Source organism: Enterobacter cloacae complex sp. P1B (genome assembly GCF_014982345.1).
In the GTDB taxonomy this organism is placed as follows: Bacteria; Pseudomonadota; Gammaproteobacteria; order Enterobacterales; family Enterobacteriaceae; genus Enterobacter; species Enterobacter bugandensis.
In genome coordinates this window covers 11,882-28,532 of record NZ_JADCLF010000012.1, presented here as the reverse complement: position 1 = coordinate 28,532, position 16,651 = coordinate 11,882, and the positions used below count along the sequence as shown (strand labels likewise).

Here is a 16,651-nt window from a genome sequence, read left to right as displayed (position 1 = left end):
ATTCAGTAACATCCAGCCAAACGAAAAAGGAAAAGACGCGTGACGCCGGAAAATAACCCGCAACGACCCACCCAACATTTAGATTATGAACCCATCAAGAAGATGGAAACCGAGCCGGAAGAGGCTAAAGCCCCTGGTACCGCCAGCAAGGCGCTGGGCACCGTCACCAGCCTGGCGGAGAGAATTCAGCAGTTTCCCATGGTTGCGCATCTAATACGTGCGACCGAGCGCTTTAATGACCGCATGGGGAACCAGTTCGGTGCCGCGATCACCTATTTTTCGTTCCTGTCGATGATCCCCATCCTGATGGTGTCGTTTGCTGCGGCCGGTTTTGTACTCGCGTCGCATCCAACGCTGCTGCAGGATATTTTCAATAAGATCCTGAATAACGTCAGTGACCCAACCCTCGCCACCACGCTGAAAAGCACGATTAACACCGCCGTTCAGCAGCGCACCACCGTCGGGATCGTCGGTTTGCTCATCGCCCTTTACTCCGGCGTTAACTGGATGGGCAACCTCCGCGAAGCTATTCGCGCCCAGTCCCGCGAGGTGTGGGAGCGTAAACCGCAGGATCAGGAGAAAATTTGGGTTAAATATTTCCGCGACTTTATTTCGCTGATTGGCCTGCTTATCGCGCTCGTCGTCACGCTCTCCATTACCTCCGTGGCGGGCTCCGCGCAGCAGATGATTATTTCTGCGCTCTATCTTAATTACATCGAATGGCTGAAGCCCGCCTGGCGCGGCATCGGACTGGCGATTTCCATCTTCGCCAACTACCTGCTGTTCTTCTGGATTTTCTGGCGCTTGCCTCGGCATCGTCCGCGTAAGAAGGCGCTGCTCCGCGGCACATTGATTGCGGCGATCGGCTTTGAAGTGATTAAGATCGTGATGACCTACACCCTGCCGTCGCTGGTGAAATCCCCGTCCGGCGCGGCATTTGGCTCGGTGTTGGGGCTGATGGCGTTCTTCTACTTCTTCGCGCGTTTAACCCTGTTCTGCGCGGCGTGGATTGCCACCGCCGAGTACAAAGGCGACACGCGAATGCCCGGAAAAACACACCGTTAATTCCGCTCTCGGGCTGATATTTCAGCCCGACTCATCATTTCAGCATATAAATCCAGTCCGTAACTTTTATTTAACCGAAAACCAGTTTTATCAACCAATATTTAAAAAACGTGAAGCATTTCATGGAAGCATTTTGGCTGGCCTGAACATTATCCGCTTTTTGTTGATTTTATAATCAGGAAGCGGCTTTGTTACAGATTGAAATGTCGCTTTTGCTGTGCGTAATATGGCCTTTCGTTCGACAAAAAATAAGAAAATATTATGCAATCAACAGCCACAACACTCGACTCTGGTGCGGAAAACGTCCCGGTAAACTCGCGCAATAAAGTTGTCGTCGCATCGCTGATTGGCACCGCCATTGAGTTCTTCGACTTTTACATTTACGCCACCGCAGCGGTCATCGTTTTCCCGCATATTTTCTTCCCGCAGGGAGACCCGACGGCGGCGACGCTACAGTCTCTGGCGACCTTTGCTATCGCATTTGTGGCGCGTCCGATTGGCTCCGCGCTGTTTGGACACTTCGGCGATCGTATTGGGCGTAAAGTCACCCTGGTGGCCTCGCTGCTGACAATGGGCATCTCCACCGTGGCGATCGGCCTGCTGCCGACCTACGAAACCATCGGCATTCTGGCGCCGGTCCTGCTGGCGCTGGCGCGTTTTGGTCAGGGTCTGGGGCTGGGCGGTGAATGGGGTGGCGCGGCGCTGCTGGCGACCGAGAACGCCCCGCCGCGTAAACGCGCGCTGTACGGTTCATTCCCGCAGCTTGGCGCGCCGATTGGCTTCTTCTTTGCCAACGGGACCTTCCTGCTGCTCTCCTGGCTGCTGACGGATGAACAGTTCATGAGCTGGGGCTGGCGTATCCCGTTTGTCTTCTCGGCCGTGCTGGTGCTGATTGGCCTGTATGTGCGTGTTTCCCTGCATGAGACGCCGGTGTTCGCAAAAGTAGCCGCGGCGAAAAAACAGGTAAAAGTGCCGCTGGGCACCCTGCTGACCAAACACGTGCGCGTGACCGTGCTGGGCACGTTTATCATGCTGGCGACCTACACGCTGTTCTACATCATGACGGTGTACTCCATGACCTACAGTACCGCCGCCGCACCGGTTGGGCTGGGCCTGCCGCGTAACGAAGTGCTGTGGATGCTGATGATGGCGGTAATTGGGTTTGGCGTGATGGTACCGATTGCCGGCCTGCTGGCGGATAAGTTTGGTCGTCGTGCGAGCATGATTACGATCACCACGCTGATCATTCTGTTTGCTCTGTTCGTCTTCCCGCCGCTGCTGAGTTCAGGTAGCCCGGCGCTGGTGATGGCGTACCTGCTGATTGGCCTGAGCCTGATGGGGCTGACCTTCGGCCCGATGGGCGCGCTGCTGCCGGAGCTGTTCCCGACGGAAGTACGTTATACCGGCGCGTCGTTCTCCTATAACGTCTCGTCTATTCTGGGCGCGTCCGTGGCACCGTATATCGCCACCTGGCTGCAGGCAAATTATGGTCTGTTCTACGTGGGCGTTTATCTGGCGGCTATGGCGGCGCTGACGTTGATTGCGCTGCTGCTGACGCATGAGACTAAGCATCAGGCGCTGTAAGCTAATGCCGGGTGGCGGCTACGCCTTACCCGGCAATAACAAACCGCACCTTACTTCTTCATCTGCGACAAAATCGTCCGGCATTGATTCGCCTCGCCTTCTGACGGCGAAATCAACGCCAGCAGCGCGGCGGCCGGGGTGACCAACGTCGCGAGGGCTGCGGCCACCGCGCCACGCGCAATCAGCGGCCCGGGCTTGACGCCCGCCTGCGGATTTTTGAAGGTCCCACGCACGTAAAGCGGCGAGCGCAGGGTAATAATACGAATCCCCTTACTTTCCGGATCGATGGTCAAATCCAGCTGTTCGGAGGCCATGCTGGCGGTACCGGTCACGTTAATCACCGCGTTTTCCGTGTCGAAGGCAAAAATCTGCGGACGCGCCACGCCATTAACCAGATCCACATTCGCCGCCGCGCAGTTAACCCGCACCTCGTCATCGCCAAAGATTTGCCCGATGATAAAGTTACCGACGTTCAGCCCCAGGATCTCCATCAGGTTGCGGCTGACCAGACCGTCGTTCATTAGCAGTTTCAGGTTACCGTTGCCGCTGCCCAGCAGTGCCGCCACGGAATTCCCCACCCCGCGAATGTCCGCATCGCCGTTCATTTCACCGAGGGTTTTCTGCATCAGCTCCACGTTCGGCATCAGCTCTTTCAGCTTCAATCGACGCGCCTGGATCTCCGCCCGCCCCTGCATCGGCTTTTTATCGCCTTCCAGGTGAATGTTAGAGGAAATCGTCCCGCCCGCCATGCCAAACTTCAGCGGCTGCAGGCGCAGGTCGGCATTTTTCAGGATGATATGCGTCGAGAGATCGCTCAGCGGCAGCGTGCTGCCATGCTCAATCTTGCGTCCTTTGAAGCGCACATCTGCATCCATCACGTCCCACTTATCGGTTTCAAAGCGATCGTAAGGCAGCACTTTTCCCGCAGGCTGAACGTCCTTTTTGACCTCTTTTGACTTTGTCCCTTTACCCGAATCCACGCCTATCAGCGGGCCAAGATCGGCCAGACGCAGCTGGCGGGATTCGACATCCCCTTCCAGTTTTGGCCGTGGTTTTCCGGTGGTATAGGTCAGCGTGCCGTGAATATCGCTGTCGCCGATGCGGCCGTTGAAATCCCGGTAGTCAAAAACGGACGATTTTTCGGTATCAATTTTGGCAACCAAATGCCCGTCCGTTTCGAACGGCGGGGTATCCGGCAGCAGTACGCCGGTCAGTTCATACAGTTCGCCAAGCGAGTCACCGGCGAACTTGAGCTGCAGGTCGACGCCCCCCATATTCATCGGGTCGTTGACCGTCCCCACAAACGCCACGCGCGTATTCCCCGAGCGGAAATCCGCCTGCACCGGGAATGGCGTGCCTTCGCTCCGGAGCGCCAGCATGCCGCCGATTTTCCCTTTCCCGTTAAGCGGCTGACCGTTGTAGCGCCCTTTTGCCGTCAGGCCGAAGACATAATCACCCGCTTTGGCGCTATCGCCTTTCGCTTTATTGCCCGTGACTTCGCTAAACGGCAGCGGTTTACCCAGCGGATCGACCAGGATCTCCACGTCTGCCTTGCTGACCTTATCGTCGATGGCGATCCGCCCACGATCGAAAAGAATATTGTCCAGACGGAATGACCACGAAGAAGGCTGGGCATTCGGATCTTTTTCGCCGTCGCTGGCAAGGTTAAACGTCCAGTTATTGTTTTTTTCAGAGAGGCGGATCAGGCGCGCATCGGGCTGCTGGAGCTTGATCCACGGCAGATAGACGGTTTTGGTCAGGAGCGCTAGCGGCGCCAGCGTGGCTTCCACGCGCGGCAGATGCACCATAGTCACTTCGGGGATATCCGGAGGGTTGCCAAGAATAATGTCGTCGGCGTGGACGTGCGGCCAGGGGATCCAGCTTCGCCAGCCGGTCTCCTCTTTCTGACGTTCCCATACCACACCCAGATCGCCACGAATGGCGAAGGGGCGGTTCAGCTCAGTTGAGACTTTCTGGTTGATGGTCGGCTTAAGGCGGTTCCAGTCAAACGTCGCGATAATGATGACGACGATCGCGATCAACAACAAGAAAATCCCTGTAATCCAGGAAATGACCCTGGTTGTTTTTGTCATTGTTATCCCCTTTCCTGATGACCTGTCCTGTAAAACTATAGTCCAGACAAAGGGAAACGGGGCTATCAGAGGGTCGTTCTGGCGCTTTCGAGGAGATCCATTGGCACGGGGCGAGAGAGGAAATAGCCTTGCGCCGCCGCTGCGGGAGAGTTTTGCACATCACGCCACTCTTCCAGCGTTTCCACGCCTTCAACGATCACCCCCTGGCAATAGCGATTCATCAACTGCAATAACAGCGTAAACAGATTCCGCCCTTCCGGGGTCTGGCGTAGCATGATGAACAGATCGCGCGCCACCTTGATGTAGTCATAGCGCACTTCGCTGAGGGCCGAGAAGTTCGCCATACCAGTGCCAAAGTCATCCAGCCACAGCGGGCCAAATTCACACATTGACGCAAACGAGGAATCCTGCGGCAGGCGCACGTGCTCCACCAGCTCAAAGCGCAGCCACGGCAGGGTGGCGATCAGCTCCTGCAGCTTCGCGTTCTGACGCAGTGCCAGCAGAGTTGGGCCATCCACGTTCACCGAGGCGAGGATCGTATGCTGCTCGAAAAAGGCCTGTTTCGTCGCCAGCATACGGAGCTGCTCTTCCAGCACGTCCAGACGCTGGCGAACGGCAACTTCGGCAAAATAGCGATCCGGCGCGATGCGCTGAGTAGGGTTTGAGGGATGCGTAACGACGGTCAAAATTTCAATTGCCATCAGCCGACCGTCCGTTCGATAGATCGGCTGCCAGGTGTACGCGCGCTCACATTGCAGCCAGTAGCGATGCTCCTGCAAGTTCTCAATACTTGCCTCAGGCGTAGTGCTCAGCCGCTGGATAACCTGCTCTGACTTCATTTCAGATGTCCTGTTGTTGGGATAGCCTTTCTGGACTCGTCACAGGATTATCGGCGCGATAATTGAGAACTTTATGTTCAATTCACCGTGAAAATGAAATTAAGATGACAGAAATTTGCCGGAACACGCGCTGGCTCAAATAAAATAATGGAACACCGTTTTAATATAGTTGACCATCTAATTCACTCGGCGCACACTGCTGAAAATTCTTCTGTTCAGGTTCACGACTATGTCCAAAAAAATTGCCGTGATTGGCGAATGCATGATTGAGCTGTCACAAAAAGGCGCGGAAGTCAGCCGCGGATTTGGTGGCGATACGTTAAACACCTCGGTTTACATTGCCCGTCAGGTTGCGCCTGAGGCACTCACCGTGAACTACGTCACCGCCCTTGGTACGGACAGCTTCAGCCAGCAGATGCTGGAAGCCTGGCAAAGTGAGCATATTGACACCTCGCTGATCCAGCGTATGGAAAACCGCCTGCCTGGGCTTTACTACATCGAAACTGACAGCACCGGCGAACGCACGTTTTATTACTGGCGTAACGAAGCCGCGGCCAAATTCTGGCTGGAGAGCGACGCCGCTGGGGCCATCTGCGAAGAGCTGGCGACGTTTGACTATCTCTATCTGAGCGGCATTAGCCTGGCGATTTTAAGCCCGACCAGCCGCGAAAAGCTGCTCTCGCTGCTGCGCGAATGCCGCGCCAACGGCGGGAAGGTGATTTTTGATAACAACTACCGCCCGCGCCTGTGGGCCAGCCGCGAAGAGACGCAGCAGGTTTATCAGCAGATGCTGCAGTGCACGGACATCGCCTTCCTGACGCTCGATGATGAAGACGCCCTGTGGGGTGAAAAGCCGGTAGAGGACGTGATTGCCCGCACGCAGGCGGCAGGCGTGAGCGAAGTGGTGATTAAGCGCGGCGCGGAGTCGTGCCTGGTCGCGATTGCGGGTGAAGCGGTGGTTGAGGTCCCTGCGGTGAAGCTGGCCAAAGAGAAAGTGATTGATACCACCGCGGCGGGGGATTCCTTCAGCGCGGGCTACCTGGCGGTACGCCTGACGGGGGGAACGCCGGAAGCGGCGGCACAGCGTGGGCACCTGACGGCCAGCACCGTGATTCAGTATCGCGGGGCGATTATTCCGCGCGAGGCGATGCCTGTTTAGTTTCCCCTAACCCTCTCCCCAAAGGGGAGAGGGCCAGCGTGAGGGGGTTACTGCCCCTGCGGAATATCCGACGCGTCCTGGTGTAGATCATCAGCCGTTGCAGCCTGCGCCGGCTGCGACGCGGTGGCCATAATGGAATCCCAGGTCTTCTGAAGTTCCTTCATGTCATATTCCGGCTCGCCTTTCGGCTGCAGAAGGATCAACGCCATATCCTGCGACAGCTGCTGACGTAAATCCTGATTCAGCATATTCACAGTCAGACCGTTCAGGAAGTCCTGACGCAGCTTCTGGTACTGCTCAGGCGCAATGTCGACAACCTGATTCTGCAGGGAGCGAATCCGCTGGCTGATCAGAATGTCGGTATCGGCGCGAGCGTAGGTGGCAAACAGCTTCTGCAGCTCCAGTTTTTTCTGGGCCAGCAGCGCGTTGAACTCCTCTTCAGAGAGCCCCTCTTTACGCACTTTTGCCAGCTCTTTCGCCACCACACCCAGGTTCGCATTCAGTTTATCGCCCGGTGATTCAACGTTAATGGCACATTGCGCACGCTGGAACAGCACGCGGCAGTCAAAGCCAAGGCCAATGTTCTTCACGTTGTTTTTGCTGAGCGTCTGCTGAACGTGCCAGAACAACGCTTCACGCGCCAGATCGGCACGCCAGTAGCGCAGCAGCGCCGCAGACTCGCGAATAGGCTGCCAGGCGTTATCCCACATCACGGAGAGCCTGTCCTGGCGCACGGTGTCCGTCATAATGCTGACAGGCTCGGCGCGCAGCGGAGAGAGCGTCGGGACAGGGGCTGGCGTTTCACGTTTGCCCTTCAGATCGCCAAACGCTTTGTTGATCTGCTCAACCACCGCGCGGCTATCCACATTGCCGACGACGATCAGCGTCATCGCGTCCGGGGTGTACCATTTCTGGTAGAACGATTTTACCTGTTCGACGTCCACCGGCTGCTTCAGCGGCTCTGCCGGATCGTGCCCCAGCAACGTTGAGCCTTTCAGACGGTAGCGCCACCAGCCCTCTTTGGTGTCCGCAGGCCAGGTCGCCACCATGTCGCCGTTGCTCAACGCATAGTTCACGGTGTCCGGCGTAATCGCCAGGTTGCCAGAGGCATCGGAGAGATAGGTAAGGGCTTCTTTAAGCAGGTCGTTACGGTTATTTGGCAGGCTCAGGTTAAACATGGTGTAGTCATAGGAGACCACAGCCGGAGGAAGGGGACGTTTCGGATCGATGGCCTGTTGCCACAGCGAACGCACCTGTACTGCCTGCAAGCTGCCGCTCTGCGTGAGCGCCAGCCGGGGAATAAAATGGCTAAAACCGGTTTGCTGAGTGCTTTCCGTAAGGGAGCCGGTATTTACGGACAGACGGATTTCAATACGATCGCTGGGACGCTGTGGAGTAGATAACACCTGCCACTGAAAACCGTTCGCTAACGTGCCTTGTTGCCAGGCCGGGTCTGGCTGGAGCGCATCTGCCTGCACATAACTGGCTGCTGCCATCATCAGCAAACCGCCGGTTAAGAGTCGAATTTTTGTGCCCTGCATGTGAACCCCTGATCAACATTCCTGGTTAAAAAGAGTGTCTCGCGACGCGCTGCACTCTAAAAGATGACGATGAAAACACGTCGATTAGACCGCGCGTTCGGCAAAACGTCACGGTCCGAAGTGAAATATACCCAAAAAAAATCTTGTCGAATTATGACAGGTATGAACAGTTATTATGCGCAGGAGCCCGCATCCCGACAAGGGAATGCGGGCAATTGTGACAAGATTAGGAGGTTAAACCAGGATTTTTGCTATCAGACGCGCGATTATTCAGCGTATCGTTGAGCTTCTTGTGATCCAGCTCTTTCACCCATTTCGCGACCACCACCGTGGCCACGCCGTTACCCACCAGGTTGGTAAGGGCACGCGCCTCAGACATAAAGCGGTCAATACCAAGAATCAGTGCCAGACCCGCCACCGGCAGATGCCCCACCGCAGAAATGGTGGCCGCCAGCACGATAAAGCCGCTGCCTGTCACGCCCGCCGCCCCTTTAGACGACAGCAAGAGCACCACCAGCAGGGTGATTTGATGGAAAATATCCATATGGCTGTTGGTCGCCTGGGCGATAAACACGGCCGCCATCGTCAGGTATATCGAGGTACCGTCAAGGTTGAAGGAGTACCCCGTCGGGATCACCAGGCCGACCACCGATTTACGGCACCCGAGCTTTTCCATCTTGTCGAGCATACGCGGCAGCGCCGATTCTGAAGAGGAGGTCCCCAGAACAATCAGCAGCTCTTCACGGATGTAGCGGATGAATTTGAAAATGCTGAAGCCTGTCGCACGGGCGATGGAGCCCAGCACCACCACCACGAAAAGAATACAGGTGATGTAGAAGCAGATGATCAGCTGACCCAGCTGCACCAGCGTGCCAACGCCATACTTGCCGATGGTGAAGGCCATCGCACCGAAGGCACCGATCGGCGCCAGGCGCATGATCATATTGATGATGCCAAAGATGACCTGCGAGAAGCTTTCAATCACGTTGAAGATAAGCTGGCCTTTGCTGCCCAGACGGTGCAGGGCGAAGCCAAACATCACGGCAAACAGCAGCACCTGCAGAATGTTTCCGCTGGCGAAGGCGCCGATGACGCTGCCAGGGATGACGTCCAGCAGGAAGGCGACCACGCCCTGATCCTTCGCCTGTTCGGCATAGACCGCAACCGCTTTGGCATCCAGCGTAGAGGGATCAACGTTCATACCCGCGCCAGGCTGTACCACGTTGACGATGACCAGACCAATAATTAGCGCAAGGGTACTGACCACTTCAAAGTAGAGAAGCGCCACTGCACCGGTACGGCCCACCGCCTTCATGCTTTCCATGCCAGCGATGCCCGTTACCACCGTACAGAAGATCACCGGGGCGATGACCATTTTAATGAGCTTAACGAACGCGTCGCCAAGCGGTTTCATTTGCGCGCCCAGCTCCGGGTAATAGTGACCCAGCAGAATACCGATGGCGATGGCTGTCAGGACCTGGAAATAAAGACTTTTGAAGAGTGAGGTTTTCATAGGGTGTCCTTGGGAAGAAAAACCACAGGCTTTGTAAGGTTATGGTTAACCTGCGGCTCTAAAATAACACCCGTATAACAGGACAGAAATAAACCCGGTTCAAATTTGAAACACAAATGTTAAGAACTTTGAACTGGCTCGCACAAGCCAGCAACAAAATTACACTTTTGCGTTATGGTCAGCGCCAGAAAGGTATCGCTGCTCGAAGACATCCGGCGGCACCGCGGGGGCAAAAAGGTAGCCCTGGCCGCTCTCGACGCCCGCCTCTGCCAGCCAGACGCGTTGCGCTTCGGTTTCAATCCCCTCGGCAATAAGATGCACCTTGAGGCTACGCGCCATCTGGACGATGGCCTGCACCATGCTGCTGTCCTCCGGCAGCCCGTCGACAAACGATTTATCGATTTTGAGCACGTCCACCGGCAGAGCTTTCATGTGCTGAAGCTGGCGCAGCCCGGCGTACCCCATACCAAAATCGTCCAGCGCGATGCGAATGCCGGCATTGCGCAGCGGCTTCAGGATGGCCACCGCGTCGTTAGGATCGTCAATGCGCCGGCTCTCCGTCACTTCCAGCGTCAGCGTATCAGGCTTGATCCGGTAGCGGTGGATCAGCTCCAGCATCTCGGAGACCATCGTCGGATGCATAAGCTGCAGGGCAGACAAGTTGACCGACAGCGGCAGCGTAACGCCGCGCTCCTGCCAGGCGGCAAGCTGGCGGCACGATTCCTCCAGTACCCAATAGCCAACGGTGACCATCAGGCCGCAGGATTCGATGCGCTCAATCAGCCCCTCCGGCAGCTCCCAGGAGCCATCCGGCTGCTGCAGGCGGAGCAGCGCCTCGGCGCTTTTCACTTCCCCCGTCTGTAAATTCACCTGCGGCTGTAGCCAGAGGGCGAACTGACGGTTATCCAGCGCGGTCAGGATATCGCTCTCTTCCGTCAGGCGCTGCTGCGCCTTTTCCATCTGCTCCGGGTCGAAGAACTGGATCTGATTTTTCCCTTTGCGCCGGGCGGTAAACGCCGCCGAGAACGCGCGGCGGTACAGCTGCTCCGCCGTTAAATCACCGTAGTACATGGCGATACCGATACTGGCGCTCGGACGAAGCTGGATGCCCTGCACGGGCAGCCGCTCATTTATGACAGTAAGTACTTGCTGACCTAATGTGATGGCGTGCCACGGCTCTTTCACGCCGTTGGCAATCACCACCAGGTCGTAACCGCTGACCTGGGTCAGCACCATGCGCGGGGCAAGGACAGACTTCACCTTTTCCACCAGCGTCAGCAGCAGCATTTCACGCTGGCTCTCCTTGAGCACGCCCGCCGTGTCCTGCAGGGTTTCACAGGCAATCACCATCAGCGCCGTGGTTTGCTGCCGCGCAACGGTCTGCTCCAGCATTGCCATCAGAAACGCTTTATTAGGTAGCTCCGACACAGGGAAGCGCGTGGCGCTGTTATTTAGCTCATCCTGATGACGCTGGATGCGCTGCTGGTTGAGGTTGTAGCTGCGCACCAGCATACCGATCTCATCGTCCTGGTGCAGACGCGGCAGCTCAAGCTGGTGCCCCAGTTGATCCTGCGGCGAAAGCCCATTCAGCTCGCGGGCGATACGGCGCAGCGGGTGGACAATGAGGCGGTTTATACACCACGTCAGCGCTACGCTGATGATCAGGGTCATAAGTAAGCAAGTGGTCACTAACGTAACCACCCAACTCATGACGAATTTATACATCCGGTACGAGTCCGCCTGCAGAACCAGGTAGGCCAGTGGCTGCGGATTGGCAGGACGTTCCAGCGAATAGAGAGGCAGAGAAATTTGCACCGGCAGCTCAAACAGGCGCATCACCATCATCGGGACGGGACGCTCCGGGATAAAACTCATCCGCAACGCCTGGAACTGGTTGGGTAAGACGACATCGGCGCGGCTAACGACCCCGGCAGGCTGAATGCGCTTTAAGATGGTTTCCGCTTCGGGAATGTCCCCTTTCAGGATCGAGGCGGAGAGCGGGCCGCGCACCGAGCGGGCGATACTTTCTAACTGCGAAGCCGTGTTATAGCGATTCTGCTGTACGGAATGAAACAGCAAAATTACGCAGAAGAGCAGTACAAACAGCATAGTGACGGCAGAGACCATCGCCATTTGTTTGATCGTTAAGGAACGGCTGACACGCAAAATGACTCTCCACAAAACTCGAAGCGCAGGGCGCGCCAGGGTGTAAACCTGGCGCGCCTGAGTATACCCGATTGCCGCGCTATTAAGAGAGACTTACAAATGGATTAAGGAAAATCCGATTACCAGTCCGCGTAAGGAATAAGCGGCTGCGGCGGTAAGTCCATATCGCCCTGCCAGCCTGCAGCAGAGTAGCGCACATAAATTAGCGCATGGCTTGGGGTGTAATCTTTCGCTTCCTGAATATCCACGCCCATGCCCACAAACCAGTTGGAGGTGACCCGGCGTTCGATAATTGCCCGCGCGGTATAACCCGTCCCGGAGGAGGAGCTGCCGGTTTCCATCGCGCCACGGTCGGTATAGCGGCCTGGCTCATCGGTCGGGATCAGGCTCTGGATCGGGTAACGCAGCTCGTCTTTGGTTTTGGAGTGGGACCAGGACACCGAGCCACCCAGCTCCCAGGACCAGTTTTCCGTACGCTTACGCCAGGTCACCGGCAGCGCGAAGGAGACATACTCCTGTGGGCTGTAGTAGCCGCCCTGACCGAGGGAATAGCCGCTCAGATCCTTATCGTAGTGCCAGAGCATATTGGAGACGCCGACCGTCAGGCGCTCGTTGTTTTTATTAATGAGCTTGTAGTAATAACCCGTCATCCAGCGGACGCGCCAGTTATCTTCCACATTTTTACCGGTCAGCGTTTCCGCGTTCAGGCTTGACCAGACGCCGTTCGCCTCGCCTTTGTCATAGCTGATGCTTACCCCGCCGCCCGTCGCGCGCACGCCGCCCCAGGTGGTGCCGGTATTGGTATCTTTTTGCCCGGCGAACGCCAGCAGAGAGCTGGAGATAGGCCGACGATGGGCGTTGACGGTGTAGCCGATGGGGCCTAAATCGCTGCTGTAGCTGATACCGCCCACCACGTCGACGACGTCAAAGCCCATTGGCGTGGTACCAATATCCATCGCCCAGGTTTTATTCTGCCAGCCAACGGCGACGCTGGCGCCGCTGTCGCTCTGGCTGGTGTTGCCGCTACACGGCGTGTCGTAGCAGGTCCCCCATTTAGGGTCGTAGGTTCCGTTATTGTTATCAAAGGTGCCGGCGTCCATGTTGACCAGATCGCTTCTGAAGAACATGCGCCCGTCAGAGAGCGGGGCGTCCACCTGGAGCATGGTGGTATGCGCTTTCAGGTCGGAATAGCCGCCCGTGCCGCTGGAGCCCCAGTAGTCGTGCTGCAGCGTGACGTTAATATCCTGCTGACGGTACAAATCACCGGCGTCACTGCGCACGCCGCGCTTCAGCCAGTCATCTTTTTCATCGTTGCGCGTCAGACGGGTGAAACTGTCATTGTCCACCGGACGCGTCGTGGTGATGCCGGACGACACCATCGCATCTTTATACGTCTCCAGCGCCTGCTGCGGCTGGCCGTTTTGCGTCTGGAAGCGGGCAGCATCACGCAGCACCAGCGCGCTTTCCATGGAGGCGGGCTGCGATTTAGCCTGCGGAATGATTTTGCTGAAGGTCTGTTCTGCAGCAGCGGAATCGCCCAGACCTGCCTGCGCCATCGCGATCCGGCGCTGCATATTGAGCGACGGCGGCTGGTCGTTTTGCGCGGCGGGCAGTTTCGCGAGCTCCGCACGGGCGGCATCTTTGTTACCTTCCGCGCTGTAAATTTCGGTCAGACCGAGGATCGCGTCTTCGTTCTGCGGCTCACGCTGCAGGACGGCGCTGTACGTCGTTTTCGCCGCGTTCAGATCGCCACGCTGCTGCGCCCAGTCCGCCAGCGTGAGGTCGATACGCGTGGAGGCTGGCTGCTGGCGAAGGAGATTCTCTGCCTCCTGCTCTTTGCCGCTGTCGCGCAGGCGGTTGGCGGTTTCCAGCACCTGATTGCTTTGCAGACGGTCGGCAAGCTCCTGAATGTTGCCGTTCCACTGGCTGCGCGGCAGGGTATTCAGATGCGCCAGCGCGGCCCGGTCCTGATCGTTTCCGGACAAGTAGAGCCCGTTGGCATACACCTGCTCCGGGTCAGACGGTTTCTGGCTGGCAAGCTGGCGCATCAGGGTATCCGCCTGGCTGCGCTGGCCCGCGCTGTAGAGATCGCGCGAGAGACGATACGTTATCCAGACGTCACCGGGCGAGAGTGCCAGACGGCGACGCTGAATGTCTGCCGCCTGAGCGTATTTCCCCTGACTCTCCAGCTGTTCTGCCTGGGCGGAAAGCTGCTCGTTAGTCAGGCTACGCTCAATATCATCAATACTCCGGCGCTGGCTGGCGGAGAGAGACTGGATAAACTGCGAGGCTTTCTCCGGGGACTGCGCGCGGTAAACATTGGCAAGGCCGCGAACCGCATTGCTGTTGCTGCTGTCCATACGTAACGCCTGGCGGTAATAACGCTCCGCCGCGTCGTTATCTTTACGCGCCGCAGCGGCATCTCCCAGCCCCAGCACCGCATAGCTGTCGGTATTGTCGACGTTGCGCGCCTGCTGATAGTAACGCTCCGCCTGCGCCGGGTTATTCGCCTTCAGCGCCGCATCCCCCTGCTGGATCAGCAGCCAGTAGCGGTTAACCTTCAGCAAGCTGTCCCATTTCCCGCGGTTATCGCTCTGCGGATCGAGGGCAATCGCCTTTTCAAACTGTGCCACCGCGCGGGCGCGGTCGCCTTTCTGGGAATAGGCCTGCCCAAGGGCACCCACCGCTTCACTGTCGGCATGGTTGGCGCTGACGGCTTTTTGCAGCTCCGCCACCGCCTTACTCCCCTGCCCGGCATCCACCGCCGCCAGCCCTTCCGCTTTCGCGCGGAACGCCGGGTCAGCGAGCTGCTTTTGCTGCGCCTCAAGCTGGGCGCGCGCCGCCGCGACGCTATCGCCGTCGCTGAAGACGGTCAGGTATTTTTGCAGCGCGGTGACGCTGGCGCTGCTGGCTGGCTGGTCTTTGATCTGCTCATACCACATGTCAGAGGCCTGGCCGCGGCCGGCGGTGGATTTAGCCATCTCCTGCAGCACCGCAAAGCCTTCATCACGGCGTCCGCTCTGGAACAGAAGCTGGGCCAGCGTCGTCTGGAGCTGGGTATTCCCGGGGCTGCTGCTGTTTATTTTTTTCAGCTGGTTGATGGCCGAAGCGCGACGGGCAGGATCTTTCGCCACCACATTCCAGTATTCCGTCGCCACGTCGCCGCCCGGCGGGTTGCCGTCAAAGAGCTTGTCATAGGCGGCAATCGCCTCCTGCGTGTGCCCTGTCGTAGCGAGTAAGCGCGCCTGCTGAAGCTGCTGGCGGCCATCCGGGGTGGAAAGCAGCATGGTATTGCGTGAGGACTGGTACGCGCCGGAGTCAGGGGCGATCCCCTTCAGGCGGTCCAGCTCTTTTTGCGCTCCGGCGTTATCGCCCTGGCGCAGCAGGTAGCGAAAGCGGGCGGCAATGACGTCAGGGTTGTTCGGATCGATCAGCTCAAGACGGTAGAGCGACTGACGAACCAAATCCTCGCGATGGGTCGATTCGCCCAGCCGAACCTGCTCCAGCAGCTGTTTCTGCTGCGGAGAGTTAACGGCCTGCGCCAGCGGCATCAGTGCCAGCCCAAGCGATAGAGTGAGTAGATTTACTGTGAACTTGCGCATTCCTGGCCCCAATCCGGTATTAATTCACCCTTAGCGGTGAAGCGAAAACGATGCTGATCCCATCCCTGACCAAAAAGAGTCAATACATAGCTGTAGTAGGCATTGTTATCGGGAAAATGATCTGCCACGCGCTGGCGCTGAACCGCCTGGGCATCGCGCTGCTGTAAAAACGGCAGCATCGCGGCAGAGAACCCGACCGGGCCATTGCCGGTGTGTTTACCCGTCGCCACATCTACTTGCTCCGGCGGCACGCCCTGTTTAATTGTCTTTGCCGCCATCGGCTGGAAGCGCGTCAGCAGCCGGGCTTTTTGAGGATCTTTATCGCTCATCATGCCCACCCAAAGATAGACACGGATGGCGTCATAGCCCCCTTCCAGCGTTTTATCCTGCTGTAGCTGCCAGCCTTTGTTTTTCTGATACTGCACCCAGTTCGGCGAGAATCCCTTCGGCGCGCTTTCCAGCAGCAGACGCAGATTGGTTTCACGCAGCGTGGTCCACGGGGCACCGTAGCGGGTGAAATAGCTCGCTAACTGTGGAGGAAGGTAGCTGGGGTTAAAGCGCCAGGCGTTTTCTTCGGCAAAACCGACTTTACCGGGAAGCAGCATTGAGCCGAGCCCCGGCACTTTCACTACTTCCTCGCTGGCAATGCGTTTTAGCAGTGCCTTGCCCGTTTGGGTATAGTCCGGGTCTTTCCATAACCGGCCCGCTTCGAGCAGCGACCAGGCAATCCAGACATCGGCATCTGAGGCGGAGTTGGTATCAATCACCCCCCAGTTTTCTTTGTCTTTCTGTCCCCAGAGCCAGGCGGGCAGACGATCGTTGAGATTGCCGCTGGCGAGGTTATCGCGCGTCCACGTCAGCAGCTGGTCAAACGCCTTGCGATCGTTAGCGGCCAGGGCAAAGAACAACGCATAGCTTTGCCCTTCCGACGTTGTAATTTTGCGTGTGTCGCTCGGATCGATGACGCGCCCGCCCTCGCTGATGTAATCCTTTTTAAACTGTTCCCAGGCAGGCCAGGTACAGGCGGCGCGAAGAGGGATCGCCGCCAGCATCAACGCTGCGACTACACACCAGCGAAAGGCTTTCATC

10 protein-coding genes are annotated in these 16,651 nt (G+C 57.5%); 3 read left to right on the top strand and 7 right to left on the bottom strand.

The features are described from left to right. Window positions 1-39 precede the first annotated feature (39 nt). Together yhjD and INF77_RS12180 are read left to right on the top strand one after the other, a co-directional pair. Window positions 40-1,065: an inner membrane protein YhjD gene (yhjD, locus tag INF77_RS12185; RefSeq protein ID WP_193050686.1), complete on the top strand. Its 1,026-nt coding sequence runs from the start codon at window positions 40-42 to the stop codon at window positions 1,063-1,065. Between the two features lie 261 nt (window positions 1,066-1,326). Further along, entirely contained in the window at window positions 1,327-2,649 is a 1,323-nt protein-coding gene (locus INF77_RS12180) for an MFS transporter (protein WP_028014749.1), read from the top strand. A gap of 50 nt (window positions 2,650-2,699) precedes the next feature. Here the strand turns inward: INF77_RS12180 and INF77_RS12175 are convergent, their stop codons facing one another. Together INF77_RS12175 and pdeH are read right to left on the bottom strand one after the other, a co-directional pair. Further along, the gene (locus INF77_RS12175; protein WP_047367228.1) at window positions 2,700-4,742 is read right to left on the bottom strand and encodes an AsmA family protein; all 2,043 of its coding nucleotides are present in this window, start codon (window positions 4,740-4,742) and stop codon (window positions 2,700-2,702) included. A 65-nt stretch (window positions 4,743-4,807) separates the two neighbouring features. Next, entirely contained in the window at window positions 4,808-5,581 is a 774-nt protein-coding gene (pdeH, locus tag INF77_RS12170) for a cyclic-guanylate-specific phosphodiesterase (protein ID WP_041911854.1), read from the bottom strand. Between the two features lie 229 nt (window positions 5,582-5,810). Here pdeH and INF77_RS12165 point away from each other — a divergent pair, with 229 nt between their 5' ends. Beyond that, the gene (locus INF77_RS12165; RefSeq protein ID WP_193532568.1) at window positions 5,811-6,740 is read left to right on the top strand and encodes a sugar kinase; all 930 of its coding nucleotides are present in this window, start codon (window positions 5,811-5,813) and stop codon (window positions 6,738-6,740) included. A 47-nt stretch (window positions 6,741-6,787) separates the two neighbouring features. Here the strand turns inward: INF77_RS12165 and INF77_RS12160 are convergent, their stop codons facing one another. The 5 genes from INF77_RS12160 to bcsZ all read right to left on the bottom strand — a co-directional run bounded on the left by INF77_RS12160 (window position 6,788) and on the right by bcsZ (window position 16,650). Then, on the bottom strand, window positions 6,788-8,281 hold the full coding sequence (locus INF77_RS12160; protein WP_041911852.1) for a pitrilysin family protein: 1,494 nt from the start codon (window positions 8,279-8,281) through the stop codon (window positions 6,788-6,790). A 226-nt stretch (window positions 8,282-8,507) separates the two neighbouring features. Beyond that, on the bottom strand, window positions 8,508-9,794 hold the full coding sequence (locus INF77_RS12155; RefSeq protein ID WP_028014754.1) for a dicarboxylate/amino acid:cation symporter: 1,287 nt from the start codon (window positions 9,792-9,794) through the stop codon (window positions 8,508-8,510). A gap of 159 nt (window positions 9,795-9,953) precedes the next feature. Continuing rightward, window positions 9,954-11,960, bottom strand: coding sequence for a biofilm formation regulator HmsP (gene hmsP / locus INF77_RS12150; RefSeq protein ID WP_028014755.1), 2,007 nt, complete (start codon window positions 11,958-11,960; stop codon window positions 9,954-9,956). A 119-nt stretch (window positions 11,961-12,079) separates the two neighbouring features. Next, window positions 12,080-15,562 (bottom strand): cellulose synthase complex outer membrane protein BcsC, encoded by a 3,483-nt coding sequence (gene bcsC / locus INF77_RS12145; RefSeq protein WP_193532569.1) that lies wholly within the window; start codon window positions 15,560-15,562, stop codon window positions 12,080-12,082. Beyond that, on the bottom strand, window positions 15,544-16,650 hold the full coding sequence (gene bcsZ, locus INF77_RS12140; RefSeq protein ID WP_193532574.1) for a cellulose synthase complex periplasmic endoglucanase BcsZ: 1,107 nt from the start codon (window positions 16,648-16,650) through the stop codon (window positions 15,544-15,546). Before bcsZ ends, bcsC begins: the two co-directional genes overlap by 19 nt. Window position 16,651: the final 1 nt, after the last annotated feature.